Source organism: Novosphingopyxis iocasae (assembly GCF_014334095.1).
Lineage (GTDB): Bacteria > Pseudomonadota > Alphaproteobacteria > Sphingomonadales > Sphingomonadaceae > Novosphingopyxis > Novosphingopyxis iocasae.
Map to the genome: position 1 here is coordinate 2,319,484 of NZ_CP060495.1, position 23,130 is coordinate 2,342,613.

At 61.6% G+C, this 23,130-nt stretch carries 26 protein-coding genes and 1 tRNA gene; 14 read left to right on the forward strand and 13 right to left on the reverse strand.

Features of this window, described 5'->3' with window-relative positions; translation table 11 throughout:
• Window positions 1–30 precede the first annotated feature (30 nt).
• The 4 genes from H7X45_RS11050 (at window position 31) to H7X45_RS11065 (ending at window position 3,507) form a co-directional block, all read left to right on the forward strand.
• On the forward strand, window positions 31–921 hold the full coding sequence (locus H7X45_RS11050) for a 3'-5' exonuclease (protein WP_187334923.1): 891 nt from the start codon (window positions 31–33) through the stop codon (window positions 919–921).
• A 75-nt stretch (window positions 922–996) separates the two neighbouring features.
• Window positions 997–1,851, forward strand: coding sequence for a hypothetical protein (locus H7X45_RS11055; RefSeq protein WP_187334924.1), 855 nt, complete (start codon window positions 997–999; stop codon window positions 1,849–1,851).
• Between the two features lie 181 nt (window positions 1,852–2,032).
• Window positions 2,033–2,692, forward strand: coding sequence for a hypothetical protein (locus H7X45_RS11060; RefSeq protein ID WP_187334925.1), 660 nt, complete (start codon window positions 2,033–2,035; stop codon window positions 2,690–2,692).
• Window positions 2,692–3,507 (forward strand): hypothetical protein, encoded by an 816-nt coding sequence (locus H7X45_RS11065; RefSeq protein WP_187334926.1) that lies wholly within the window; start codon window positions 2,692–2,694, stop codon window positions 3,505–3,507. Before H7X45_RS11060 ends, H7X45_RS11065 begins: the two co-directional genes overlap by 1 nt.
• Window positions 3,508–3,666: 159 nt before the next feature.
• Here H7X45_RS11065 and H7X45_RS11070 read toward each other — a convergent pair whose 3' ends face one another.
• Both H7X45_RS11070 and H7X45_RS11080 read right to left on the reverse strand, forming a co-directional pair.
• Window positions 3,667–3,957 (reverse strand): hypothetical protein, encoded by a 291-nt coding sequence (locus H7X45_RS11070; protein ID WP_187334927.1) that lies wholly within the window; start codon window positions 3,955–3,957, stop codon window positions 3,667–3,669.
• 1,233 nt (window positions 3,958–5,190) lie between these two features.
• Window positions 5,191–5,793 (reverse strand): SOS response-associated peptidase, encoded by a 603-nt coding sequence (locus H7X45_RS11080; protein WP_246449442.1) that lies wholly within the window; start codon window positions 5,791–5,793, stop codon window positions 5,191–5,193.
• 84 nt (window positions 5,794–5,877) lie between these two features.
• On the opposite strand from H7X45_RS11080, the gene H7X45_RS11085 reads away from it, so the two are divergent.
• Window positions 5,878–6,159, forward strand: coding sequence for a hypothetical protein (locus H7X45_RS11085; RefSeq protein WP_187334929.1), 282 nt, complete (start codon window positions 5,878–5,880; stop codon window positions 6,157–6,159).
• Between the two features lie 55 nt (window positions 6,160–6,214).
• On the opposite strand, the gene H7X45_RS11090 is transcribed toward H7X45_RS11085, so the two are convergent.
• The gene (locus H7X45_RS11090) at window positions 6,215–6,580 is read right to left on the reverse strand and encodes a MarR family winged helix-turn-helix transcriptional regulator (RefSeq protein ID WP_187334930.1); all 366 of its coding nucleotides are present in this window, start codon (window positions 6,578–6,580) and stop codon (window positions 6,215–6,217) included.
• A gap of 267 nt (window positions 6,581–6,847) precedes the next feature.
• On the opposite strand from H7X45_RS11090, the gene H7X45_RS11095 reads away from it, so the two are divergent.
• On the forward strand, window positions 6,848–7,654 hold the full coding sequence (locus H7X45_RS11095; RefSeq protein ID WP_187334931.1) for a S1/P1 nuclease: 807 nt from the start codon (window positions 6,848–6,850) through the stop codon (window positions 7,652–7,654).
• A 178-nt stretch (window positions 7,655–7,832) separates the two neighbouring features.
• Here H7X45_RS11095 and H7X45_RS11100 read toward each other — a convergent pair whose 3' ends face one another.
• Genes H7X45_RS11100 through H7X45_RS11110 form a run of 3 tightly spaced genes read right to left on the reverse strand, consistent with a single transcriptional unit; the run spans window position 7,833 to window position 10,430 of the window.
• Window positions 7,833–8,708, reverse strand: a complete 876-nt coding sequence (locus H7X45_RS11100) for a LysR substrate-binding domain-containing protein (RefSeq protein ID WP_187334932.1) — start codon at window positions 8,706–8,708, stop codon at window positions 7,833–7,835.
• The gene (locus H7X45_RS11105) at window positions 8,705–9,184 is read right to left on the reverse strand and encodes a hypothetical protein (protein ID WP_187334933.1); all 480 of its coding nucleotides are present in this window, start codon (window positions 9,182–9,184) and stop codon (window positions 8,705–8,707) included. Before H7X45_RS11105 ends, H7X45_RS11100 begins: the two co-directional genes overlap by 4 nt.
• 13 nt (window positions 9,185–9,197) lie before the next feature.
• Window positions 9,198–10,430 (reverse strand): molybdopterin-dependent oxidoreductase, encoded by a 1,233-nt coding sequence (locus H7X45_RS11110; protein ID WP_187334934.1) that lies wholly within the window; start codon window positions 10,428–10,430, stop codon window positions 9,198–9,200.
• Between the two features lie 240 nt (window positions 10,431–10,670).
• On the opposite strand from H7X45_RS11110, the gene H7X45_RS11115 reads away from it, so the two are divergent.
• The 3 genes from H7X45_RS11115 (at window position 10,671) to H7X45_RS11125 (ending at window position 13,284) form a co-directional block, all read left to right on the forward strand.
• Window positions 10,671–11,147, forward strand: a complete 477-nt coding sequence (locus tag H7X45_RS11115) for a hypothetical protein (protein WP_187334935.1) — start codon at window positions 10,671–10,673, stop codon at window positions 11,145–11,147.
• Window positions 11,148–11,185: 38 nt separating this feature from the next.
• Entirely contained in the window at window positions 11,186–12,286 is a 1,101-nt protein-coding gene (locus H7X45_RS11120; protein ID WP_246449443.1) for a YeiH family protein, read from the forward strand.
• Between the two features lie 413 nt (window positions 12,287–12,699).
• Window positions 12,700–13,284, forward strand: a complete 585-nt coding sequence (locus H7X45_RS11125; RefSeq protein ID WP_187334936.1) for a helix-turn-helix transcriptional regulator — start codon at window positions 12,700–12,702, stop codon at window positions 13,282–13,284.
• On the opposite strand, the gene H7X45_RS11130 is transcribed toward H7X45_RS11125, so the two are convergent.
• The gene (locus H7X45_RS11130) at window positions 13,281–14,597 is read right to left on the reverse strand and encodes a tyrosine-type recombinase/integrase (RefSeq protein WP_187334937.1); all 1,317 of its coding nucleotides are present in this window, start codon (window positions 14,595–14,597) and stop codon (window positions 13,281–13,283) included. The two genes, H7X45_RS11125 and H7X45_RS11130, sit on opposite strands and share 4 nt — an antisense overlap.
• A 158-nt stretch (window positions 14,598–14,755) precedes the next feature.
• Window positions 14,756–14,848, reverse strand: a tRNA-Ser gene (locus tag H7X45_RS11135).
• A 232-nt stretch (window positions 14,849–15,080) separates the two neighbouring features.
• On the opposite strand from H7X45_RS11135, the gene H7X45_RS11140 reads away from it, so the two are divergent.
• The 4 genes from H7X45_RS11140 (at window position 15,081) to H7X45_RS11155 (ending at window position 18,787) form a co-directional block, all read left to right on the forward strand.
• Window positions 15,081–15,899 (forward strand): DUF1134 domain-containing protein, encoded by an 819-nt coding sequence (locus H7X45_RS11140; protein ID WP_187334938.1) that lies wholly within the window; start codon window positions 15,081–15,083, stop codon window positions 15,897–15,899.
• 81 nt (window positions 15,900–15,980) lie between these two features.
• A complete protein-coding gene (locus H7X45_RS11145) occupies window positions 15,981–17,156 on the forward strand; it encodes an amino acid aminotransferase (RefSeq protein WP_187334939.1) in 1,176 nt (391 codons plus the stop codon).
• A 248-nt stretch (window positions 17,157–17,404) separates the two neighbouring features.
• Window positions 17,405–17,983 (forward strand): DUF1993 domain-containing protein, encoded by a 579-nt coding sequence (locus H7X45_RS11150; protein WP_187334940.1) that lies wholly within the window; start codon window positions 17,405–17,407, stop codon window positions 17,981–17,983.
• A 78-nt stretch (window positions 17,984–18,061) separates the two neighbouring features.
• The gene (locus H7X45_RS11155; RefSeq protein WP_187334941.1) at window positions 18,062–18,787 is read left to right on the forward strand and encodes an EcsC family protein; all 726 of its coding nucleotides are present in this window, start codon (window positions 18,062–18,064) and stop codon (window positions 18,785–18,787) included.
• 36 nt (window positions 18,788–18,823) lie between these two features.
• Here the strand turns inward: H7X45_RS11155 and ribH are convergent, their stop codons facing one another.
• The 5 genes from ribH to H7X45_RS11180 form a co-directional block, all read right to left on the reverse strand.
• Complete coding sequence (ribH, locus tag H7X45_RS11160) at window positions 18,824–19,246, reverse strand: 6,7-dimethyl-8-ribityllumazine synthase (protein WP_187334942.1); 423 nt, start codon at window positions 19,244–19,246, stop codon at window positions 18,824–18,826.
• A gap of 23 nt (window positions 19,247–19,269) precedes the next feature.
• Window positions 19,270–19,890, reverse strand: a complete 621-nt coding sequence (locus H7X45_RS11165) for a riboflavin synthase (protein ID WP_187334943.1) — start codon at window positions 19,888–19,890, stop codon at window positions 19,270–19,272.
• Window positions 19,890–20,831: a bifunctional diaminohydroxyphosphoribosylaminopyrimidine deaminase/5-amino-6-(5-phosphoribosylamino)uracil reductase RibD gene (gene ribD, locus H7X45_RS11170; RefSeq protein ID WP_187337127.1), complete on the reverse strand. Its 942-nt coding sequence runs from the start codon at window positions 20,829–20,831 to the stop codon at window positions 19,890–19,892. Before ribD ends, H7X45_RS11165 begins: the two co-directional genes overlap by 1 nt.
• Before the next feature lie 20 nt (window positions 20,832–20,851).
• Window positions 20,852–21,259 (reverse strand): hypothetical protein, encoded by a 408-nt coding sequence (locus H7X45_RS11175; protein WP_187334944.1) that lies wholly within the window; start codon window positions 21,257–21,259, stop codon window positions 20,852–20,854.
• A 67-nt stretch (window positions 21,260–21,326) separates the two neighbouring features.
• Complete coding sequence (locus H7X45_RS11180; protein WP_246449444.1) at window positions 21,327–22,025, reverse strand: energy transducer TonB; 699 nt, start codon at window positions 22,023–22,025, stop codon at window positions 21,327–21,329.
• Window positions 22,026–22,194: 169 nt separating this feature from the next.
• Between H7X45_RS11180 and H7X45_RS11185 the strand changes: the two genes are divergently transcribed.
• The gene (locus H7X45_RS11185) at window positions 22,195–23,130 is read left to right on the forward strand and encodes a ribose-phosphate pyrophosphokinase (RefSeq protein WP_187334945.1); all 936 of its coding nucleotides are present in this window, start codon (window positions 22,195–22,197) and stop codon (window positions 23,128–23,130) included.

Sequence of the window (23,130 nt, forward strand, 5' to 3'; positions counted from 1 at the left end):
CCGGTTCGAACACGAACCGAAAGGCAATCCATGAACGAAGATTATTCAAACGAGGCCAGCGAGCAGCTGGCCAGGCAGCTGGAGCGCAATGAGCGCTACCGCGTGCTGCGCGCGGTCCCTGATCGCTTTACCAATATGCCGGAGGACGGCGCGCCTCCGGACGGCCGCTGTATCGCGATCGTTGATACCGAGACGACGGGTCTCGATGCTGACGAGGACAGCATCATCGAGCTCGCGATTATGCTGCTGTTCGTCGGCGATAATGGGAGCGTGCTGGGGCATCTCGGACCGATCAGCTGGCTGCAGGATCCGAAGGCCGTTCTTAACCATCGGATCAGCATGATCACGGGGCTGGAGGACGAGGATCTTCTGGGCCAAATGATCGACGACGAGTTTGCATGGAAAATGCTCGCACGGGCCGACCTCATCGTGGCGCACAACGCGCCGTTCGATGCTGTGTTTATCGAACGCCGCTATCCGCAGATTGCGGGCAAGCCCTGGGCCTGCTCCGGCAGCGAGATCGACTGGCTGGCCTTGGGCTTCGATGGGCGTGCGCAGCAGCACCTGCTGATGCAGGCGGGATCGTTCAGCAAAGCGCATCGGGCAGGCGACGATGTATGGTCGCTGTTCTGGCTTCTGCAGCAGCGCCAGACCGATCCGAACGGCGATCGCGTGCGAACGCATCTCGCGCGGCTGATCGAAGCGTCCGACAGGCTGAGCGTCATGATCGAAGCGCGAGGCGCTCCGTATGACAAGAAAGATGTGCTGAAAGCGCGCGGCTACAGCTGGAACCCCGCCAGGAGGTTCTGGCAAAAAGAGCTGCCCGAAGCCGATGTGCCGTTCGAAGAAGCCTGGGCTTTCCGCAACGGCCTGCCAGCTCTTGCAACACGCACCGTAACAGCCAGCGAACGCCATCGCTGATTGCCCGAAAACCCATCAACAAATGCAGCACATGGCCCGCCCCGAGCGGGCTTTGTGCTTTCTAGGAGATTTTACATGACCAACGCCCTCAATATGCTCGAGCAAATGTTGGAGAAGGAAGCCCGCCAGTTCGAAGGCCAGAATGGCGAAAAGGCCGAGCCCAAGACCAGCTCGATCTTCGTGCTCGACCTGGAGTTTCTCTGGGACCGCGATGCCCATGCGGGCTACAAGATCTGTGAAGGCACCACGGCCTGCGATGACATCCGCTGGCCGTTCCACCAGGTGGCCGCGGCGTGCTGGCTGACGGCCCGGTTCTCGGCCACGAGCGACGTACCGGAGATCACTGGCCCCACGGTTCTATCGCTGGAGACCGTGAGCGAACGGGATCTGCTCGAAAACCTGTTCGAGGCGCTGCATCGAAGCCCGGCATCGATCCTTGTCACCTGGGGCGGAGAAGCGCGCGATCTGGCGGTCCTGCGGCACCGGGCTGCGGTTCTTGACCTGGTTCTGCCCATGCAGCTTAGGCCCAGCTCTCCGCACGCACCCCAGCGGCTCGATCTGTGCCGGGATGTCTGCGTTCAGGCGACACCGGTTCATCTGTCAGAATATGCCGCAGCCAGCTCGATCCCTTGCAAGCCGATCCCGTCGAAGCAGATCGGCCTGCTGGCGGAGCAAGGCGAATGGGGCAAGGTACGCGAACAGGTGTCAGCCGACGTGCTGACCACCACGATCATCGCGATGCGGCACCTTGCTGCTCGCGAACTGATCAGCTGCGACCGCACCAGAAGCGTGACGGCCGTGGCTGAAGCTGCATCCGAGACGATCCCGTACAGCAAGTTCGTGAACCGCGATCTCGTGCCCTGGGCTTCCGGACAGGCGACGAAGGTGCGAGGCCAAACGGTATCGCTGGCTGAAGCCGCGCTCAACTGATCGCTGCGCTGACGATCAACTACAACAAGAAGGAGGAAATGCCGATGTAGCCACCACAGCATGCCGGAGCGCGTCCGGTAAACCATCACGCGCACACCCAATCGCTCGCCAGACCGAGCAACCACCAGCCGCCCGTCATGCAGACGGATGCGGCTATTTTTATGCCTAAAGGATATACCCAATGCCGAAGAACAAAACACCATCCCATGCGCTCGCCACGAGCGTCGGCCTTGACAGCTACGCCATCGCGAACACTGCCATTGCGGCAACGCAGCTGTTCAAGATCCCCGCCCGGCATCCGCATGGTGAGGGACCATGGGAAGACGAGGCCGACAAGATCGCCTGGATCGACGAGCGCACCGGAACACCCTGCATCATCCTGCGCCAGATGAATGGAACGCTGAGCGGCTATGCTGCCGTAGAGCCCGGTCATCCGCTTTATGGCTATAATCATGATGCCATTCCATCCGAGCTGCGTGTGGTCTCGCATGGCGGTCTGAACTACGCAGAAGCCTGCAACCAGACGATGCCCGAAGCGATCTCAGTATGCCATGTAGAGCCGCTGAAGCGGCCCCATACCGACATGCCGGACCGGTTCGCACATGACGGCGACCTATGGTGGTTCGGGTTCGATACGAACCAGGCTTACGACTTCGTGCCGAACGAGCGCGTCCCCGAGGGGCAGCGGATCCACGACGGCAAGGTCTATCGCGACCAGGCCTATGTGTACCGCGAATGCATCAAGCTGGCCGCGCAGCTGCATCGCATCGAGACCGGCGTGGAGGTGCCGATCCCGGCTCACCTTCAGCAGAGCATTCCTCCGATCGGAGGGACCGAGTGATGAGCATGTTCGACGAAGCACCGGATTACGAACGGGTCCGCAACCCCAACCTGCCCTGGGGCTACTGGCTGATGCACGACAACCAGGGCGATGAGCGCATCGTGGACGAGGCAGGCGAGCGTTGGCGCTCGGTGCGCGATTACTTCTGGCTCTATCGCCTCGGTATGGCGCCGCTGAGCGCACCGGAGCAGGAAGAGGCGCTGGAGTTCCTCCTCACCATGCTGGCGGTCATTGACCGCCGGACCTTGGGGATCGAGGAATATGTCCACGACCTGTTCGACAACGATTGGAACGTCGGCCGGCATTATGGCCAATGGCTGATCACGCAGCGGCTGATCGTCTATGAGAGGCGGGGCCGCCCGCACGGGCCGCTGACCGCCGAAGGCCAGGCGGTGCTGCTCATGCTGGCCTCCACCCGGTCACCGGAGCATGCCCCGATCCCGATCGGTCTGCGCTGGGTGTACGCACGGCGTGGTCTGGACCGCGGCAACACCCGTACCCGCCTGAAAGAGCTGCTTGCCGAGCAGGAGGCGTTCGCCGACCAGCTCGTCTGCCGGTTCGCACGCAAGACCATCGCCGATCTGCCAGCCATCGTGCTGGTCGGCGAGGGCTTTGGTCCAGCCATCCCGCTGCGCCGTACGATCTGGTCGATGACATTCCCCTACGATCACGCACGCGACCGGTTCTACCTGTGGCTGCACGAGCGGGTCGACCGCTGGGACGCGTGGGGCGAGATGGCCGCAACCGACGGCGGGCGGGCACTCAGCGAACACCTGATGCAGCTGGCGTTTGCGGATCGAGACGGCGCCATATGATGATGGATCAAGCCGCGGGAAACGACGCGCTGCTTCTTCCCGCGGCTTGGTCGTGAATTAGATGATACTCGGAGGCCGAAACTCGGTGCGGGGCTGACCGCCTGATTCCTCGGGCGGGATCACGATATATTGATAGCCATATACCGTATAAATCGGCCTCTAACTCAGATCTCTAGTACGAATGTAAGGTTTTGGCTGATAGATCAGTTTTTCGGCAAGTTTGCGGGAATCAAGCACGGGCTTTCCGCGCGACAAGCCAATGATTGCACCGACATCATCAGCGAATCTCGCGGCTTGTTGCAACAAGAACGATCGGTCTTGCCCGTCTTCTGCCCAACACGCCAGCGCGCCGAAGTGCAGAATCATGAGCTTGGCCGCAGATTCACAGAGAGGGGCTGGCGCGACCTCTTCTAGGCCCTCTTTCAAAAAAAATGAAACGAGCGCCTTCAAGTCTTTCAGATGATTAATCGCTACCGAATCTGACGAAGGCCCCACCCGGCTAAATATCAAACAGCCAGGAGGGTCATTCTGAAGAAAGAGATCGATAGCCCCTTCATATACTTTCTCTATCTGCGCAAATTCTGAGATTTAATTCGGAAATTGACGAACTGTGTTGGACATCAGCTTGATAGCAAATCGAATTCCAGCCGTTCTGAAAGCGTCGGACTTATCCTTGAAGTGAGAATAAAAGGATGACCGGCACAAAGGCGTTTCCGTCACAATTAGACTGATCGTGCAGCGGTCGTAGCCGTAGCGGTGGAATAGATCCATCACATAGTTAGCTGCGTCGTCGAAAGATTTAGTGCTAAGTGCCATACGCGCAGTAAATAGGTTATCAGCACCGCTTTGCCAAGTATAACGAAATAGTGTCCTGGCGAGGGACAAATAATCTTGCAGTCCAGAACGTGCGGTCCAGAACGTGCGGTCCAGAACGTGCGGTCCAGAACGTGCGGTCCAGAACGTGCGGTCCAGAACGTGCGGTCCAGAACGTGCGGTCCAGAACGTGCGGTCCAGAACGTGCGGTCCAGAACGTGCGGTCCAGAACGTGCGGTCCAGAACGTGCGGTCCAGAACGTGCGGTCCAGAACGTGCGGTCCAGAACGTGCGGTCCAGAACGTGCGGTCCAGAACGTGCGGTCCAGAACGTGCGGTCCAGAACGTGCGGTCCAGAACGTGCGGTCCAGAACGTGCGGTCCAGAACGTGCGGTCCAGAACGTGCGGTCCAGAACGTGCGGTCCAGAACGTGCGGTCCAGAACGTGCGGTCCAGAACGTGCGGTCCAGAACGTGCGGTCCAGAACGTGCGGTCCAGAACGTGCGGTCCAGAACGTGCGGTCCAGAACGTGCGGTCCAGAACGTGCGGTCCAGAATTATGGTTTTCTATCGCTCGAAGTTTGGCAACAAGAAATTTTTAAATCTCTAACACAGCACTATACCGAACTGACAGTCACTCATAAGTATTATTGTCGCGAGGAAAACTAGTAAAGCGCCCTTCAATTCCCCTTCTCTTGACGAAAGTTACTTAGATGCCTCAAGGTGGCTAGAGTACCTAGTAAATGCCTTGGAACGCGTTAGCTACAATCTCTTTTGACAGGTTCAGCATAGGCAGAACATTTTGCATCTGGCTCAGGTAGCTCAAGCTTTGTTGAACAATGACCACGCGTGATAAGTTCGGCTAGAGCAAAGATTAAGCGACGTCCTCCCCCTGAACTACCTCCACCAGAGCGTCGTCAAACGGCCGAGCCAGTGCGGTCGCCTCTTCATAGTCGGCGATCAGCCAGGTCTCGTGATCCTCCTGCTTCAGCAGCACGGGCATTGCTTTCGGATGCACTGCTCCGACCGTCTCGTTCGCTTCGGTCGTAAGGAACGCCATCCGCGGCCCTTCGTCGGTAGGGCGCCAGATTCCCGCGAACGAGAACAGCGGCGTGTCAGTCCTACCGAACCACACCTTCCGCTTGGAGCCCTTCTCGCCTTCCCATTCGCAAAATGACGTAACCGGGACGAGGCATCGCCTCCCAGGGGTGTTCAGCATCGAGCGCCAGAATGGGCTTTTGAGATTGCGCACGTTCGTCACCGGTCGGCTGCCCTTCGTCGGGGGTGGGACACCCCACGTCATCGTCTCGAGCGTCAGCTTCCCGTCGACGTTGCGCAAGATTGGCGCGTCACGATTGGGATAGATCGTCTCGAAGCTCGGCAGATTCGTACGATCGCCGTCGAAGGGGCCGAACAGCTTCGCAATCTCGGCGACGGTGGCGGTCATTCGGTACAGGTTGCACATGCCGCGCAGCATGATCGCTATCGATCAGCTTGCCAACACCCTCGATCATGTTCCTGCTTCGTTCTATATGCCGCTACGAATCAAGGAGACGCGAACGTGGCCCGGCGCACCATGCCAACAGCGAAGCGAGACGACGCCCTTTTTCCGGTGCGGGTGAAGATCAGGACGCCCGCGCGTGGCTTCGGACAGGCGTTCGATCAGATCCTGATCTGGCTGCGAAATGAGGTCGGAGAGAACGACTGCGCGGTCCACAGTACCACTGCGATCGGATCGGATGCCACGGCGTTCTATTTTCGCGATCCGGTTACGGCGCAGCGGTTCGTCGACCACTTTCCCGAGCTGGAACTTGCCGATGGCGGCCGGAAGATCCTCAGCTGATACGAAAGGAAGGTAGTCGTGCGTGACGGCGGAGAGCATCCGCCGATCATCGACACTAGTCGTCGAACTCAGCATGCACCCAGCGGTCCATTGCCGCGCTGCCTTTGTCGGTGAGACGGATGTACCTAAACCGCGCATCGGCCTTGTCGCGTCGCTTGCCGACCATGCCCTTCGCTTCCAGTGCGGAGATGTGCCGCAGAAGCGTGGTTTCAAGCGCGGAGCTCTCCCGATATAGATCGGCGATGATCATTGCGCGCTCATCGAGTTCGGCGATGAAAAGAATGAGAATGAGCAGGATATCCCAGGAGTGATCGCCGAATGTGACGTCCGGGAAGGCGTCGTTGCGCAAGCGTCGGTCGGCTAAATGGCCGACCGCACGATCGCGTATCTGCCGCTTCGATAAAAGGATCGGCTTGCCCATTTAATTTGCTCCCCCTCGCTCTCAATTATGCTCCGATGCGAACGATCGCTCAACGCAAATTACTTTAGGCCGACAACGTACTGAAGAGACTCCGCTTACATGCTAGCCTTCACTTTTGGCGATACTCGCCTTGGGGGGAGGCACCGGCAGCGGCAACTCCGATGGAGGTTGCCGAGGTGACTGAAAGCACCATCGCGGTTGTACCTGCGGGGGCTTTGTAACCTTCTGGCACATGACACGAGATGGGAGCGGCTATATTGAGGGCGAATGAAACTTCCCCTCGTTGTCGCCGCCCTCGTCATGTCCACGCCATCTGCTGCCCTTGCATGGGGTCAGAACGGCCATCGAATCATCGGTCAGATTGCGCAGGACAATATCGATGGCCGATCCCGGGCTGCGATCGAGCAGATTATCGGAGACGAGGATCTAGCTACGCTGTCAACCTTCGCGGACGAAGAGCGCTCCAACCCGGCGCCCTTCTGGCAGAAGGAAGCAACGCCGTGGCACTACGTCACCATCCCCGACGGCGAAAGCTACGCTGACGGCGGCGCACCGCCCGAGGGTAACGCCTATAGCGCGTTGGAGCGTTTCACCGTGGTCCTGCGCGATTCTGCAGCCTCACAAGCCGAAAAGCGCATTGCGCTGGCCTTCGTGGTGCACCTGGTCGGTGATCTTCACCAGCCGATGCATGTCGGCGACGGCACCGACCGGGGCGGAAACAATGTGCGCGTCACCTTCTTCGGTGACCGAACGAACCTGCACAGCGTCTGGGATACCTCGCTGATCGAAAGGCAGAACCTTAGCTACACCGAATACACCGCCCGGCTGGAGCGCGCCATGACGCCGCAAAACATCATCGAATGGTGGACGGCCGATCCGCTCGTCTGGATCACGGAGAGTATCGCGGTGCGGAAGCAGGCTTATCCGGCCATACCGGCTGACGGTGGCACATCTTCGCTCAGCTACGATTACCAATATCAGCAGCTGCCTTTCGTCGAGCAGCGATTGATGCAGGGCGGTGTCCGGCTCGCAGCATATCTCGACCATGTCTTCGCAGCGGAAGCCCAGCGGTAAATCGATTTACATACGGGACCACTTCGTCACAGCTGAATTTGGGCCGGAAGGAGAAGGGCTCGTTCGGGTCATGAAACGCGATTAGCTGCCGTTCCTTCGATGCTAGATTATTAAGCCTGACGTCCTATCCGTGCGGTGCGGTCATAAATAAGGATTGACGACTGATGGAACGACAATTCTATGTTTTGTCGATATTGAGCAGATCCAGCAGCGCATCGCCCGCCTTGCTACGGTAGCGCTCTTTATGGCGCAGCCCGTAAAAGGGACGCGGATCGAGCTTGAACGGCAGACGGTGCAGCTTTCCGGAGGCCAGCAACGGCCCGGCGACGAGCGTCGAGATGACGGTATAGCCTGAACCCGCCGCAGTTGCCGAGCGCACCGCCTCATTAGATGGTAAAGTCAGCGCTACATTGAGATCGGCGATCATTATGCCGCGCGCGTTCAACGCAGCTTCGAAGGTCGATCTTGTTCCCGAACCCTCTTCCCGCAGCACCCACGCCGCAGCGCGCAGCCACTTTGAATTGATGGTCTCGTCGGTGGGCGCAGCGCCAACCAGCGCCAGTTCGTCATGCCCCACTGTCCAGCGCGCCAGCGCGGGATCGTCGATAAGCCCCTCGATAAATCCCAGCTCGGCGCTGCCGTCATGCACCTGCTCGGCGGCCTGATCGCTGTTGCCGATCGCCATCTGCACGGTGATACCGGGATGAAGTTGGCGATACCGTGCGAGCAAGGGTGCGAGCCAATAGCCCGCGATCGTCTGGCTGGCGACCAGCGACAGGCTGCCGCGTTCCAGCCCGCCATATTCTGCCAGCGCCCGCTCGGCGCTTGCCGCCCGGCCCAGCACCGCGCGCGCCTCGCTCAGCAACAGCAGTCCGGCTTCGGTCAGTTCGATGCGGCGACCGACCCGATGGAACAGCGCCACGCCATGGCGTTCCTCCAGCGTCTTGATCGCCGCGCTGACCGCGGACTGGGTGATATTCAGCGCCTCGGCCGCGCGGGTCATATGCTCGCGCTCCGCAACGCCGACAAAGATGCGCAACTGATCGAGCGTCAAGGGACAGCGGCCTGGATAGTGTCCGCTGGGGCAGCCGAATCCGAAACAGACATGTTTTCGCCAGCCTTGGTTCTGGCGCTCAGTGCGGTCAGATATGCGACGATCGCAGGCACGTCGGCTTCTGCAACCGGTGCACCAAAGGTGTTCCTCATTTTCTCGACCTCCTTGTGCCATTCGTCCGATGACAGTGGCGGCTGGTATAGAGCCATCGATGCCGAGTGACAGGCCGTGCAATTTGCGTTCATCGCATCGACATTGGGACCATCCGGGTAGGTCGCCGCATCGTCCGGCAGATCGACACTGACCGAGGCAAGAATTAGGCCAGGTCCTGAGACCATGCTCGGTTCGTCGGGCGTGCTTTGCACATCCGCTGGCGCGGGCGGCTTGTGACTGCCTGGCGCGCCGATCGCAACCAGCGCAAAAATCAGAAGCGCGAATATGCTGACGAACAGTTGTGCAGGAGTGGGGGCTTTCATTTCATTTACTCCCTCAGGCCGCGTTGATTGTAATGGTTTCAGCGCCTGCCCGGCGATAGCCGCCCGGGTTCCAGTTTTGCGCCATCGGTTGAGTTTCGCCAGCGCTATTAGTGCAGCGCACCGTCAGCGGCACTTTACCGCCATGCGGCAGCTTGGCTGAAATTTGCCACCTACGAAAACTATAACGCCCTTCGTCCGGACTCAACTCAGTCGGATACCAGTGGCGTCCGCCATCCGGCGAAATATCGACCTTTGCCACGCCCCTGGTGCCCCCCATCGCAATTCCGCGAATGGGAACAACATCGGCCAGACGCACGCTCGCCCCTTCGGAAAGATTGGTGATCCAAGCCCGCGGCACCATCGTGCTGATCGGGACCGTAGAATAGCCGGTCTGACCCGGCGACACGTCAGCCCAGCGGTTGTCGGGGAGCTTGTAAGCCTTCGCCATCCAGAAATTCTCGTCCGCATGGTCGAGCACTTCGATATCGCTGAGCATCTTCACCCAATAGGTGGAAAACCAGCCTGGAACGATCAGGCGCAAAGGAAAGCCATTGAGCAGCGGCAGTGCCTCGCCGTTCATTGCGAACGCCAACATCACCTCACCGTCGCGCGCATGATCGATCGCCAGCGATTTCTTGAAATCCGGGCCTGTCGGCACAACCGGTTCGTCCATGCCGGAAAAGCGCACTTGCCGGGCGCCTGCCTTTACGCCTGCCTTGTCCAACACGTCGCGCAGTCGAACGCCCATCCATTTGGCGTTGCCCATCGCGCCATGGCCCCACTCGCCGCCCGGAACCGGCGGCTGGAAGAAGCCGCGTGAATTACCGGAGCACTGGTTCACTGCCGCAATTTCCACGCGAGGCAAATCGTTGAGTAGCGCGGCAAGAGATATGGATAGGGGGCGCTCGACCGCGCCATGAACCTTAAGCCTGAACTGATCAACATCGACGCTCGGTGGGATCACCGCCCAGTGCCATCGCACGAAGAAGCGATCATTGGGCGTGAACACGCTGCCATCGAACACTTCCATCGGCGTTTCGAGCAACGGCGGACGATTGCGCTGCAGGATCATCGGGCCCTTCTGCGGAAAGACCGTAGTCATTTCGCGCATCGAAGGGCTGCCCGGCAAGCCCAGATTGGCAAGCGCCTGCGCAAGCGCCGGGGTGGCAAAGGCGGTGATCCCGCCGAGCGCCGACGCCTGCAGGACCCGGCGACGACTGGTGGATGCACTAAGCGGATCTTTCATAATAGGTCTCCTTTTGCCGCACAGACTGCGCGCCTGACTTTGATCGGTCCAACCGATTTTGGATATCATTTCAATAAGCAGTGGTGATGGGTTTCAAATCTACGATCCTCGTTAGCATATTAACAAGCATATCAGATTGAAATAACCATAAACATGCGTTGGAGTTGATTGATTGGTATCGCGATAATGGCTGCATCAGGAACGAGGTCCCACTTGTTCCAAAGCCAATGGGAGGCCGTCATGGCAACTGCATTCAAACTCGATGTCGAACGCCCAATTGTAAAGGTTTCGTTAGTGCCGCCGCTGCGGATTATGCAGCAAACTGATCCCTATGCACCGCTCGAACGCCACGAAACCAATGTTGGCGCGACAGGCCTTCATCCCGCTGTGCTGGTCATGACGGCGGGCGGCTATGTCGCCATGCTTGCAAGTTTTTGGGCTATGTTCGCCCGCGATTTGTCCGCCATTCTTGTGCTCTGCGCAATCACAGGCCTCATGCTGGTCTATTTCACCCTGTTGTTCGGCGGCATCCTTCTTGCTGATGCTCCGACACCAGGATCACAGCGTAGCTTTCCAGCCTTTTTGCGGGGTCAAGTCGATACGCTGACCGGTTTGGTTGAAGGACGCGAAGCGCTGCTGATGATTGCCGGGCCGCCTGCAGTGCTGGCGGTAATGGCCGCCGCAATCGGCCTTATCGCCAATCTCTTGCTCGCTTGAACAACTACCTCACTCGCACGAACCGAAAGTTCATCAATATGAGCCATTCCGCCATGACCCAGTCCGTTCTGGACCGCCTTCCTGACAAACCTTCCATGCCAGGCATTCTGCCCGGGCTGCTCCTCTGTATTGCAGTCACCGCAATTGCATTCGCCTTTGCTCAGCTGGAAGAAAGGTTGTTCGGCACTGCCTGGCTGGAGCCGCTGGTGCTGGCAATCATCATCGGCACCGCGATCCGCACCGCCTGGACGCCGTCCGCGCGCTGGTTTCCGGGGATCGATTTCAGCGCCAAGCTGCTGCTCGAGATCGCGGTGGTGCTGCTGGGCGCATCGGTGAGTGCGGCGACCATATTGGCGGCGGGGCCGGCACTTCTGATCGGGATCGCCGGCGTCGTCGTGCTGGCGATCGGCGCGAGCTTTGCGATCGGGCGGCTGCTGGGTTTGCCCAAGCGCATGGCTACATTGATCGCGTGCGGCAATTCGATCTGTGGCAATTCGGCAATCGCGGCGGTGGCACCTGTGATCGGCGCTGACAGCGACGATATCGCCGCATCGATCGCATTTACCGCAGTGCTCGGTGTGGTGGTGGTGCTCGGGCTGCCGCTGATCGGCTTCGGCCTTGAAATGAGCGGGCTGCAATATGGCGCGCTGGCTGGGCTGACCGTCTATGCGGTGCCGCAGGTAATCGCCGCCGCCGCGCCGCTGGGAACGTCGGCGGTGCAATATGGCACGCTGGTCAAACTGGTGCGGGTGCTGATGCTCGGCCCGGTGTGCCTGATATTGTCGCTGCTGGCCCCGCATATGCGCGAAGAAACTGACGAGCCTGCTCCGCATGTGACGGCGGGGGACCGGCCCAAGGCAGGCAGACCGCCGATCCACCACCTTGTTCCTTGGTTCATCGTCGGCTTTCTTGGCATGGTAGGCGCTCGCTCGCTGGGCGCAATCCCGGAGATGGCGCTGGCACCGGCCGCGACCGCGGCTACGCTGCTAACAGTAATATCGATGGCGGCTCTCGGCCTTGGCGTGGACGTGCGCACGGTGGCCAAAGCAGGCGGGCGGGTGACCGCGGCAGTCGTTCTGTCGCTACTCGTGCTCGGCTCCATCAGCTTTGCGCTGATCCGGCTGTTGGGTCTCGCGTGAAACCATCTGAGACGGGCACACGCGATTGGAATGGCCGACTCTGAGGAGTTCTCCTCGCACACTGAGTCGCCAACTTGAAGGCGCGAAGTTCCGGCCGTCAGCTATCTGAACGAACGGCTGCTTTTAGGATTATATTGCGACCGCTCGAATGACCGAAATTGGGGCGCAAAGCTGTCGCTCGCCCGTTAACCCGACCGGAACGATGTACTGATACTGCTTCACCGGTGACGACCGCAGCTTCCAGAACGATTGATCCGTGGTCGCCATATGATGGGAGATCAGACCTCACCTCGGCTGGTCGGCTTTCCCTAATCAACGCGTTCACAGCGGTGGTGCGGTTTAGGCTTGGGATCGAGCCGCACGAGCTTTCTTCTATTTTCGCAGCGCCGAGCGACGATGCGGATAATGATTGCATGAAAGACCTGGTCGGGCTCCAGAGCCGATATTTTGTCGACGGCTTCCTGTCCGGCTCGATAACGTCGTTTGCTCGTCCGATCGGGGGCGGAGAAGCTGTTCGCATGACACCCACCATGTGGGAGTTGGACGACTGCCTGCCGCGCTTTGCAACCGGTACGCTCAATCTGGAGCACTGGACCGATTCCGACGCAGCGCCGACGCATCACATCTTCGTCGATAATGAGCAGTTCGAAAAGCTGCTGATGAGCCTTCCTACCGATGATTATCTGTCGGAATATCAACTGCAGTGCATCGCGGATCCGCGTTTCGCGCTCATGCAGCGTCAGCAGAACGACCAGTCTGCGCTTGAGCCATCTCCAGCTTCAGATAGCAGGGTCGGGCCTTCACCAGCACCCAGTCCACAGGACCGGCTCATCAATTTAAACAGTGTGCTCGAACGGTGCGGTATCAAGAAGAGCAAGCTTTACGATTTAATCAAAGGCGACCAGTTCCCGAAGCAAGCCAGCGTCGGCGGTCGGTCGCTGTGGTCGGAACGCGAGGTCGACCACTGGGTCGAGCAGCGTAAGACCGACCGTTCCTAAGTCCTTCGTTTGCGCCGCGGACTATGGATGATGGCATCCGGCTCGATTGCACCTTCCATGATGAGCGCTGCCCACTCTTCGGACAGCTCTCTTCGGCGCGGCATATATCTAGCACGGTTGTACCGGAATTCGCTTTCGGACATTCCAGCAGGCACATGAGCCAGCATCAGATCGATAATCAGGCGATCGCCGAACATGCGAATGTCCTGACCTAGCTCCACGCCGATCGCCTCGTTCATGATGGTGGAGAAGCTGGAGCGCCAACCGTGTGGCACATGGCGGCCCTTGTAGCCCTCCCGATTGTAGAGATAGCCGATGGCGTTCTCGCTGATGGGCTTCAGACCAGAGGTGATCGCCGGGAATATGTAGGGGCAGTTCCCACTCAAACGATGCGCTGCCCGCAACGTGTCGACAGCCGCCGCACTGAGCGGCACGTGGTGATCGTAGTCGTCGTCCTGACGCTGATCGGCATCCAGTTTCATCTTTTCGGCTGGGACCACCCATAGAGCGTCGCTGCTGTCACTGCCCGGCGATGCAAAATCGATACCACGGATGTCGCTCCATTCGGCGCGGCGAACCATGCCCGGGCGCTGCGCCACCAGTGCCAGGAAGCGGGAAGCCAGTCTGGTAACAGGAGAGGCCCCTGCAGTATCGATGACGGAGAGGAACTGCCGGATCTCGTCGATCTTGATGAGAGCCGGATAGCGCCTGGCCTTGGGCACCCTCTTCATCGCTTCGCCGACATCGAAGGCGGGGTTCTCGCATTTGATGCCCATGCCCTTGGCGAACTGGTAAACGGACCGCACGCGCTGCTTCAGCCTGTGCGCGCTTTCGATCGCACCACGGTCTTGTACTTTTGACAGCACCGCGAGCAGAAGCTCGGTATCGATGTCCTCGAGCGGCAGCTGTCCGATGTCCGGGAACAGATCTTGTTCCATGCTCCGCATGACGTCCTGGGCATGTACCGGCTTCCACCTGTCGACCTGCTGCGCATACCAGCGGCGCGCTATCACCTCGAAACTTCGATCGGAGCCCATATTCCCCAGCAGCCGCCGCCTCGCGACATCGTGCTTCGGATTGCGCCCGTCCTTCAGGAGCTTGCGCGCGTTTTCCATCGCCTCGCGCGCATCGCCGAGACCAATGTCCGGATAGGCGCCGATCACCAGCAGCTGCTCCTTGCCGTCGAAGCGGTATTTGTAGCGAAAGCTCTTGTGTCCCTTCGGGCTCACATGAAGGAACAGGCTGTTCCGGTCTGCCAGCTTGTACGCCTTCTCGCGCGGCTTTGCCGTCCGTACCTGTCTGTCCGTAAGCATCCGCTACCCCCAATCCGGTTTTGGCTATACCCCCGATCTACCCCCAATCGACATGGATTGTAGCGGAAACGGGCGGACGACAATCGAATCGAAAACCGCGCAAACGTCAAGCCTTGCGGGGGTTTACGGACAACTATGGATCAGGCTGGAAAGGCAGCTGGCGGACACGGAGGGATTCGAACCCTCGGTACGGAATTAACCCGCACGGCGGTTTAGCAAACCGCTGGTTTCAGCCACTCACCCACGTGTCCTGTGCCGGCTGGCAAGGCGCGCTCTATAACGAGCCGGACGCTTGCCCGCAACGGGCTTGTGAGGCTTGCGATGAAGCTTCGCTTTTCCCCTGCTTCAGCGCGGATTCATCGCGGTGCCGTCAGCGCCATGATCCTGCCGCGAAAAGGACTCTGGTCGACGCGGAGGATTTGAGGGACTATTCACCCGGCACGCATGGCGGTTCCGCACCGGGCACAAAAGGGGAAACAAGCGATGACATCCTTTCTGACGCGGTATCTGCTGCCGATCGCCGCGGCTATGATGATGGTCGGCGCGCCGGCCGCCGCCCAGATTCGCGAGATCGATCCCAACCAGGCGATCGACGCCGATCTTGGACCACCCCCTGCCGAGCAGCGAACCCCGGACAATCCCGCAACGCCAACCTACAACCCCTATGACGTGCCGCCCGAGGACAATGTCCTGATGAACGGGCAGAGCGACCCGAACGGCGATTATCAGCCCTCCGTCCCGCCGCCCCCGCCCCCGCCGGTACAGGGCACGGCCACTCCGCAGGCCCCGCCGATCGGCAGCGTTCCCGTATCCGGCGACGATACCTATCAGCAGGACGATCTGATCGGCGCGGCCGAGGGCGTGTTCGGCAAGGGCGCAGAGGGCCTGGCCAAGGTGATCGAGGACGTTCTTGCCAAGCAGGGCGAGCCCAATGGCTATATCGTCGGGCGCGAGGGTAGCGCCGCGTTCGTCGTGGGCCTGCGCTACGGCTCCGGCACGCTGTTCCACAAGATCGAGGGCGAACGCCCGGTCTACTGGACCGGCCCGTCGGTGGGGTTCGATGCCGGCGCCAATGCCGGCAGCACCTTCATCCTGGTCTATAATCTCTACGACACCGAAGACCTCTACAAACGCTATGTCGCGGGCGAGGGTGCGGCCTATCTTCTGGGTGGCTTCAACGTCAGCTATTTGCGGCGCGGCGACAAAGTGTTGATCCCGATTCGCGTGGGTGCCGGGCTGCGGCTGGGGGCGAATGTCGGCTATATGAAGTTTTCCAAGAAGCAGCGCTGGCTGCCTTTCTGACGCGCCAATCCCCCGCGCGCTCTTGCGGCGGCGCGGCATAAACGGCATGGCACGCGCCGGACCCAACAGCCGGAGCTTGCCATGTTCGAAGATCTCAAAGACCTGCCGCCCGATGGTCTGCTTCAGCTGATCAAGCTCTACCGCGACGATTCCAACCCGCAGAAGATCGATCTGGGCGTGGGCGTTTATCGCGATGCCGATGGCGGCACCCCAGTTTTCCGCGCGGTGAAGAAGGCCGAACATCGCTTGCACGAGGTGCAGGACAGCAAAAGCTATCTGGGGCCGGAGGGCGACCATGAATTCGTCGCTGCGCTGCGCCCCTATATCTTCGGCAAAAGCGATGGCTACGGCGCGCGGTTGAACGGCGTTCAGACGCCGGGCGGCACCGGCGCGGTGCGGCTCGCCTGCGAAACGCTGGCATCGGCGGGTGCGAAGAAGGTGCTGCTGGGGACGCCGAGCTGGCCGAACCACGGCCCGATCATTCAGGCGACCGGCATGGAGCCGGTGCTGTTCGACCACGCCGATATCAAGACGCAGACGCTGGATTTCGGCGCACTTATCGATGCCATGAAGGCGGCGGACAAGGGCGACATCGTGCTGCTGCACGGCTGCTGCCATAATCCCACCGGCATCGATTACAGTGCCGATCAATGGGGCGAGATCGCGCAGATCGTGGCGGACCGCGGCCTCTTCCCGCTGATCGACCTGGCTTATCAGGGCCTTGGACATGGGTTTGAGGAAGACGCCGAGGGCCTCCGCAAGGTGATCGCCGCGGCGCCTGAATCGATGCTGGCCTATAGCTGCGACAAGAATTTCGGGCTGTACCGCGAACGCGTCGGCGCGCTCTATGCGCTGTCGAAAACGGAAGCGCAGGCGGCGACGCTCTACAGCCATCTGCTGTCCAACGCGCGGGCCAACTGGTCGATGCCGCCAGATCATGGCGCGGCGACGGTGCGCGTGATCCTGTCCGACGACGATTTCCGCGCCGAATGGGATGCCGAAGTGCGCGACATGCGCGCACGGCTCAACCGGATGCGCAATGCGCTGGCCGAATATCAAAATGTCGGCAATGTCGATCTGGCCGCCGTCGGGCGCCAGAACGGTCTGTTCTCCACGCTGAACCTGTCCAAGGATCAGGTGATGGCGATGCGCGGCAGCCACGGCATCTACATGGCGGCATCGGGCCGAATCAATGTGGCCGGCCTCAACGAACGCAACATCCCGCACTTCGTGGAAGCACTGCGCTCGATCGCCTGATCGGCTGGAAAGTCGCATAGGTCCGCATACGGGGGAGGCCTTTTGCCTCCCGCGCGAACCGGACCTGTGATGCGCACGATCGCCCCGCGCGTTCGGGTGAATGGAAACGCAGGCGTCCATGTGATTTCAGTAACATTGCGGCGTCTCTGTAGGACAGCGCCGTTCCGGATCGCGGGCGCTGAAGCTGCTACCGCGCGTGACGCGGTTGCGCGTGCGGGTTAGAAAGCGCCAACCGGAAGGAAAACCTGATGAAGCTGACCGATCTGCTCACCCCGACCTATATTCAGATGCTGAATGCCCTGTCCGCCTGGCTCGACAAGGCTGCGGGGCAGGTCGGCGCGGACGAGGGCGAAAAGCTGCTGGCCGCCCGCTTGGCGCCGGACATGTTCCCGCTTTCCACGCAGGTGCGGTTCGCCTGTGTGCAAGCGCTGGAAGGAATGTACCGCTTGCGGGGCGAGGCCTTTCCGCCAGAAATGGGCGATCTGCTGAAGGAAGGCCAGAATGGCGGCGAGCATCCGGGTTCGTTGGCGCAGGCCAAGGCCAGGATCGCCGAAACGGTCTCCTCCGTACAATCGCTCGCCACCGACATGACCGAGCCCGACGCCGGAGCGCCAATGGCACATGAGCTGCCCAACGGGATGGTCTTCGATCTCGGCACCGAACAATATGCGCGCGATTGGGCGCTGGGGCAGTTCTATTTCCACATCATGACCGCCTATGCGATCCTGCGCCAACAGGGCGTCGCGCTAGGCAAGGCGGACTATGTCGCGCACATGATGGGTCATCTGCGGCCCGAAACGATACCGGGTGCACAAAAGGAGGAATGAGCCCAGCGCACCACTTTTAAGAGCCGCGGGGCCGTCGTTCGAACCGGAACATAAAATGTCCGGGCCTGTTAAGACTTTATGGATATCAAAACCGAACAGCGCGCCTATCGCGAAAGCCGACCCTCCGCCCTCGGTCGCGGGATCGAACGGCTGACCAGCCCCGTCGGCAAGAAGCTGGCTAAGCTCGTTCCCTCATCGCTCGTGCGAATGGTGCTCAAACGCCTCGATGATGCGAGCGGGGCGGCCCAATTGTACAATTTCGAACATAATCGTTCCAATCTTGCCGCCTGCCGAAAAGCTGCCGGGAATGTGGAAAAGGTAGCCATGTCGATCAACGCATCGACCGGGGCGGCATCGGGCTTCGGCGGCCTGTTCACCATGGGGCTCGATGTTCCCGCGACGGTCGGTCTAGCCATGCGCAACATCCGCGACACCGGCCGGGCTTACGGCTTCACTGGCGAAGGCGAGGCCGAGCAGATTTTCCGGCTGCAGATCCTGGAGCTGGCAACGCTCGATAATGAAGAGCAGCGCCGCGCGCGCATCGCAGCGCTGGAAGCGGGCATCGCGCCCGATGGCGGTCTGCTGGCGCCCGGCGCAAAGGCCAGTACGCCTGTGGTCGATCAGGTGGTGGAACGCGTCTCGCGCGCGCTGGCACTCGCTTCCTTCCGCCGCCGCGCGGGCATGGTGGTGCCTTTTGTGGGCGCAGCGGTGGGCGGCGCGATTAACGCTTCCTTCCAGCGCGATGTCTCGAAAGCCGCGCGCTTCGCCTATCAGGCACGGCGTCTACAGGCCGAAGACGTCTGAGCAGACGAGGACCGGTCGCCCTCGCGGCCGGTTTCGTTACCCGGCGAACTGCGCCTGCAGATCGAGCAACGCGATTGCCGCCTTGGCCGCCTCGCCGCCCTTGTTCTTCTGCGCGGGATCGGCGCGCGCAACTGCCTGCGCCTCATTTTCCACGGTGATGATGCCATTGCCCACGGCAAGACCGTCCATGGTGAGCGCCATCAGGCCCCGGGCGCTTTCGCCTGCCACGATTTCGAAATGATAGGTCTCGCCACGGATGACCACGCCGATCGCCACGAACCCTTCATAGCGCCCGCTCTCGGCGGCCAGCGCGATGGCGCCGGGGATTTCGAGCGCGCCGGGCACGGTGATGACATCGACCTGATGGCCCGCCTCTTCCAGCGCCGCGCGGGCACCGTCGATCAGCATGTCGTTGAGCTGGCCGTAGAAGCGCGCTTCCACGATGAGGAACTTGGCCATGGGGGTATCTCCGGAAAGGCGGCTTAGGCCGCGTTCTTGACCTGATCGAACCGCGCCAAATAGCGCGACAGGATATCGATTTCGAGATTGACCGCGCGGCCCGGCTCGATGCCCGCCAGCGTGGTCATTTCCGCGGTATGCGGGATGATGTTGAGTGTTAAGACGGTGCCGTCCGGGCCGTCCTCCACCGTGTTGACGGTGAGCGACACGCCGTCGACCGCGATCGAACCCTTGCCCGCCACATGCGCCGCCAGATCGGACGGCACACGGATGCTAACCTTCCACGAATCGCCCTGCGGCTCCACGCCGACCACTTCGCCGACACCATCGATATGGCCGGTGACGATATGGCCGCCCAGCTCGTCCCCCACCTTGAGCGCGCGCTCCAGATTCAGGCGCCGCGCCTCGCTCCACTGCCCCTGCGCGGTGCGCGAGACGGTTTCGCCCGACACATCGACCGCGAACCAATGCCCGCGATCGTCCGTGCCCTTGTCGACCACCGTCAGGCAGACGCCCGAGCAAGCGATCGATGCGCCCATGGCGATATCGCCGGGCTCGAAGGAACAACCGATGACGACGCGCATATCGCCGCGCTGCTCGATCGAGCGGATGGTGCCGATGTCGGTGATGATGCCTGTAAACATTAGCAGCGCTCGTAGACTTCCAGCCGGTCGCTGCCAAGCATGCGCGTGTCGGCGAGCTGCCATTGGCCATGCGCGTCGGCGAGCGCGGCGAGGCCTATGTCGCCGAGCGCGGGGTAGCCGTCGCCGATCAGGATCGGCGCGCGGTAGAGGACGAGGCGATCGACCAGCCCCGCCGCGAGAAATGCGGCTGCGGTCTGCGCGCCGCCTTCGACGAGGAGATAATTGCCCGCGAGATCGGCGATTTTCTCGGGAGCGGCGATGCCGTTCCAGCCTTCGGGCACCGATCCACGCGTCAGAACCACGCGCTTCGGCGAGCGCTTCTCCAGTCCGGCAAGGCGCACGTCGAGCTTCGGATCGTCGGCCCGCAAAGTGCCGGCGCCGATAAGGATATGGTCGCTCTGTGCACGAAGGCCGTGGGCATGCGCGCGGGCGCGATCGCTCGTGATCCATCGGCTCGATCCGTCCGCCATCGCGATGCGCCCGTCGAGCGAGGTGGCGAGCTTCAGCGTCACATGCGGGCGGCCATGCGCTTGCCGGGTGAAGAACCCCGCCATCGACCGATGCGCCTCTGCCGCCATGACTCCATGCGTCACCGCGATGCCGGCATCCTGCAGCCAGGCGATGCCTTTGCCCTCCGTCCGCGGGTCCGCGTCATGCGCAGCGATCACCACGCGTTCCGGGCGCGCTTCGGCAAGCAGATCGGCGCAGGCTGGGCCGCGCTCGCTCTCATGCGCGCAGGGCTCCAGCGTCACGTAAACGGTGGCGCCATCCAGCGGACCTTCGATCCGGGTAAGCGCGTGCGCTTCGGCATGCGGGCGGCCGCCGGGCTGGGTCCAACCGCGCGAGAGCACGCGCCCATCGCGCATGATAATGCAGCCGACATGGGGATTTGCGCCGGTTCGGCCCCGCCCGCGCTCCCCCAGTGCCAGCGCGGTGGCCATGACGTCGCGATCGCCGGGCATCAGCGTTCGGGCTGCTGCGGGGATTCGGGAGGCGCATTGGCTGCGCCGCCCTGCTCCGAGGAAGCTTCCGCCTCGATCTTCTCGACATCCATGCCGACCATTCGGCCGAGCGACTTGTAATTCTCGCGCACCTTAGCGGCGTGCGCCTCTTCGCGAATGCGGCGCTCCTCGCGCTCCTTCATGATCACCGCCATGCTGCGGTCTATCGGCCAGCTTTCGACATAGATGATCTCCGGCGGCGGGGGCGCGGACTTCTCATGCGCATCGATGATCAGCGCCACTACCAGCCCGATGGCAGGCACCAGCGCCATCGTGAAGAACAGCAGCTTGAACGGACGCTCCTGCGACAGAAAAAAGCGCAGATCGGCATAGGCCTTTTTCGGATTGGCCTGGGACAGGAAGTTCATCGTCGCCATACCGGCCGATATAGGAGGTTCGCGCCCGCCCCGCCAGTGGCCGGACGGGCGCGACCGCTCAATCGTCGATGGTGAAGCGCACCGTCAGCGTTTGCCAGCTGGGCACGGGCGTGCCGTCTCGGGTGGCGGGCTTGAACCGCCATTTTGACAGCGCCTGCCGCTCGGTGGCTCGGCCGAATTCGGGATCGGTGGCGCTGACGACCTCGACTTTCGAAACATGGCCGTCCGGGCCGATCAGGACGCGCACCGTTGCCGTGCCTTCAACATCCAGCCTCAACAGCCTGCTGGGATAAGGCGGCTGGAAGTTCGCGGCATAGCGCGGGTCGCGCACCGCATCGCGCAACACCGGCGGGGCGGGTGTAGGCGTCGGTGTCGGCTCGATGCGCGGCGCGATGATGGTGCCGGTGCCGCCGGGCGTGACGCCGGGAACGGGCAGAGGGGATGGCTGCGGATCGCTACTGGTCTTCGGGCCATCAAGCGACGGAAGCGGTGTCTCCACGAGAGGCTTAGGCACGAACAGCGGCGGGGCAGGCGGCGCGGGATCGGTTGCCGCGATTTCCGGTTTCGGTTCGGGCGGCGGCGGCGGCGGCGGGTCGAGCGGTTTGACGTCGATCGCCTCGATCGGCTTGAACTTACTCACCTCCCTGACGGCCGCAGGCGCCAGCAAAACCGCGGCGAGAACCGCTCCGTTGATGGCGATGGCGGCCACCATGCTCCTGGCATCGCGCGCCGGTTCGCGTTGATCGACAAAACTCATGTCCTTCTCCTCTCCTATACACGGGCTCCTCAACCCGGATAATGTTATAGCATAACACCAAGGTCGGGCAAGCTGGCCTGTGCGCCGCGCGCACTAGGCAGGCGAGCGCCCAGGCGTTAGGGCGTCACGCGATCGTCATCCTTGAGCCCAGAGGACCACCGCGCGCGCCATGAAAATCATCTCCGGTAACAGCAACCTGCCCCTCACCCGCGCCATTGCGGGCTATCTCGAACTGCCCGTCGTGGATGCCAGCGTGCGCCGCTTCGCGGACGAGGAAATCTTCGTCGAAATCCACGAGAATGTGCGCGGCGAGGATGTGTTCGTGGTCCAGTCGACCAGCTATCCGGCGAACGACAATCTGATGGAGCTGCTGATCATGATCGACGCGCTGCGGCGCGCGTCGGCCAAGCGCATCACCGCCGTCCTTCCCTATTTCGGCTATGCCCGGCAGGACCGGAAGCCGGGGCCCCGCACGCCGATCTCGGCCAAGCTGGTGGCCAACCTGATCACCCAGGCAGGGGCGGACCGCGTGCTCTCGATCGACCTGCACGCGGGTCAGATCCAGGGCTTCTTCGACATCCCGACCGACAATCTGTTCGCCGCCCCGGTGATGAGCGCGGACATTCTGGCGCGCTTCGGCAATGAACAGTTGATGGTCGTCTCCCCGGACGTCGGCGGCGTGGTGCGCGCCCGTGCGCTCGCCAAACGCCTCAACAACGCGCCGCTCGCCATCGTCGACAAGCGCCGCGAGAAGCCCGGCGAATCGGAAGTGATGAACATCATCGGCAATGTGCAGGACCATTTCTGCATCATCATCGACGATATCGTCGATTCGGGCGGCACCTTGTGCAACGCCGCTGCCGCGTTGAAGGCACAGGGCGCCAGCGATGTCGCCGCCTACTGCACCCACGGCGTACTGTCCGGCGGCGCGGCCCCGCGCATCGATGGATCGCAGCTGAAGGAACTGGTCATCACCGATTCGATTGCCGCAACCGAGGCGGTGAAGGACGCCAGCCGCATCCGCCACCTCACCATCGCGCCGCTGCTGGGCGAGGCGATCCGCCGCATCGCCGACGAAAGCTCGGTCTCCAGCCTGTTCGACTGA

Coding starts and splice junctions, on each gene's coding strand:
- H7X45_RS11050 (WP_187334923.1), top strand. CDS start 31: ATGAACGAAGATTATTCAAACGAGGCCAGCGAGCAGCTGGCCAGGCAG.
- H7X45_RS11055 (WP_187334924.1), top strand. CDS start 997: ATGACCAACGCCCTCAATATGCTCGAGCAAATGTTGGAGAAGGAAGCC.
- H7X45_RS11060 (WP_187334925.1), top strand. CDS start 2,033: ATGCCGAAGAACAAAACACCATCCCATGCGCTCGCCACGAGCGTCGGC.
- H7X45_RS11065 (WP_187334926.1), top strand. CDS start 2,692: ATGAGCATGTTCGACGAAGCACCGGATTACGAACGGGTCCGCAACCCC.
- H7X45_RS11080 (WP_246449442.1), bottom strand. CDS start 5,793: ATGCTGCGCGGCATGTGCAACCTGTACCGAATGACCGCCACCGTCGCC.
- H7X45_RS11090 (WP_187334930.1), bottom strand. CDS start 6,580: ATGGGCAAGCCGATCCTTTTATCGAAGCGGCAGATACGCGATCGTGCG.
- H7X45_RS11095 (WP_187334931.1), top strand. CDS start 6,848: ATGAAACTTCCCCTCGTTGTCGCCGCCCTCGTCATGTCCACGCCATCT.
- H7X45_RS11105 (WP_187334933.1), bottom strand. CDS start 9,184: ATGAAAGCCCCCACTCCTGCACAACTGTTCGTCAGCATATTCGCGCTT.
- H7X45_RS11110 (WP_187334934.1), bottom strand. CDS start 10,430: ATGAAAGATCCGCTTAGTGCATCCACCAGTCGTCGCCGGGTCCTGCAG.
- H7X45_RS11115 (WP_187334935.1), top strand. CDS start 10,671: ATGGCAACTGCATTCAAACTCGATGTCGAACGCCCAATTGTAAAGGTT.
- H7X45_RS11120 (WP_246449443.1), top strand. CDS start 11,186: ATGAGCCATTCCGCCATGACCCAGTCCGTTCTGGACCGCCTTCCTGAC.
- H7X45_RS11125 (WP_187334936.1), top strand. CDS start 12,700: ATGAAAGACCTGGTCGGGCTCCAGAGCCGATATTTTGTCGACGGCTTC.
- H7X45_RS11130 (WP_187334937.1), bottom strand. CDS start 14,597: ATGCTTACGGACAGACAGGTACGGACGGCAAAGCCGCGCGAGAAGGCG.
- H7X45_RS11140 (WP_187334938.1), top strand. CDS start 15,081: ATGACATCCTTTCTGACGCGGTATCTGCTGCCGATCGCCGCGGCTATG.
- H7X45_RS11145 (WP_187334939.1), top strand. CDS start 15,981: ATGTTCGAAGATCTCAAAGACCTGCCGCCCGATGGTCTGCTTCAGCTG.
- H7X45_RS11150 (WP_187334940.1), top strand. CDS start 17,405: ATGAAGCTGACCGATCTGCTCACCCCGACCTATATTCAGATGCTGAAT.
- H7X45_RS11155 (WP_187334941.1), top strand. CDS start 18,062: ATGGATATCAAAACCGAACAGCGCGCCTATCGCGAAAGCCGACCCTCC.
- ribH (WP_187334942.1), bottom strand. CDS start 19,246: ATGGCCAAGTTCCTCATCGTGGAAGCGCGCTTCTACGGCCAGCTCAAC.
- H7X45_RS11165 (WP_187334943.1), bottom strand. CDS start 19,890: ATGTTTACAGGCATCATCACCGACATCGGCACCATCCGCTCGATCGAG.
- ribD (WP_187337127.1), bottom strand. CDS start 20,831: ATGGCCACCGCGCTGGCACTGGGGGAGCGCGGGCGGGGCCGAACCGGC.
- H7X45_RS11175 (WP_187334944.1), bottom strand. CDS start 21,259: ATGAACTTCCTGTCCCAGGCCAATCCGAAAAAGGCCTATGCCGATCTG.
- H7X45_RS11180 (WP_246449444.1), bottom strand. CDS start 22,025: ATGAGTTTTGTCGATCAACGCGAACCGGCGCGCGATGCCAGGAGCATG.
- H7X45_RS11185 (WP_187334945.1), top strand. CDS start 22,195: ATGAAAATCATCTCCGGTAACAGCAACCTGCCCCTCACCCGCGCCATT.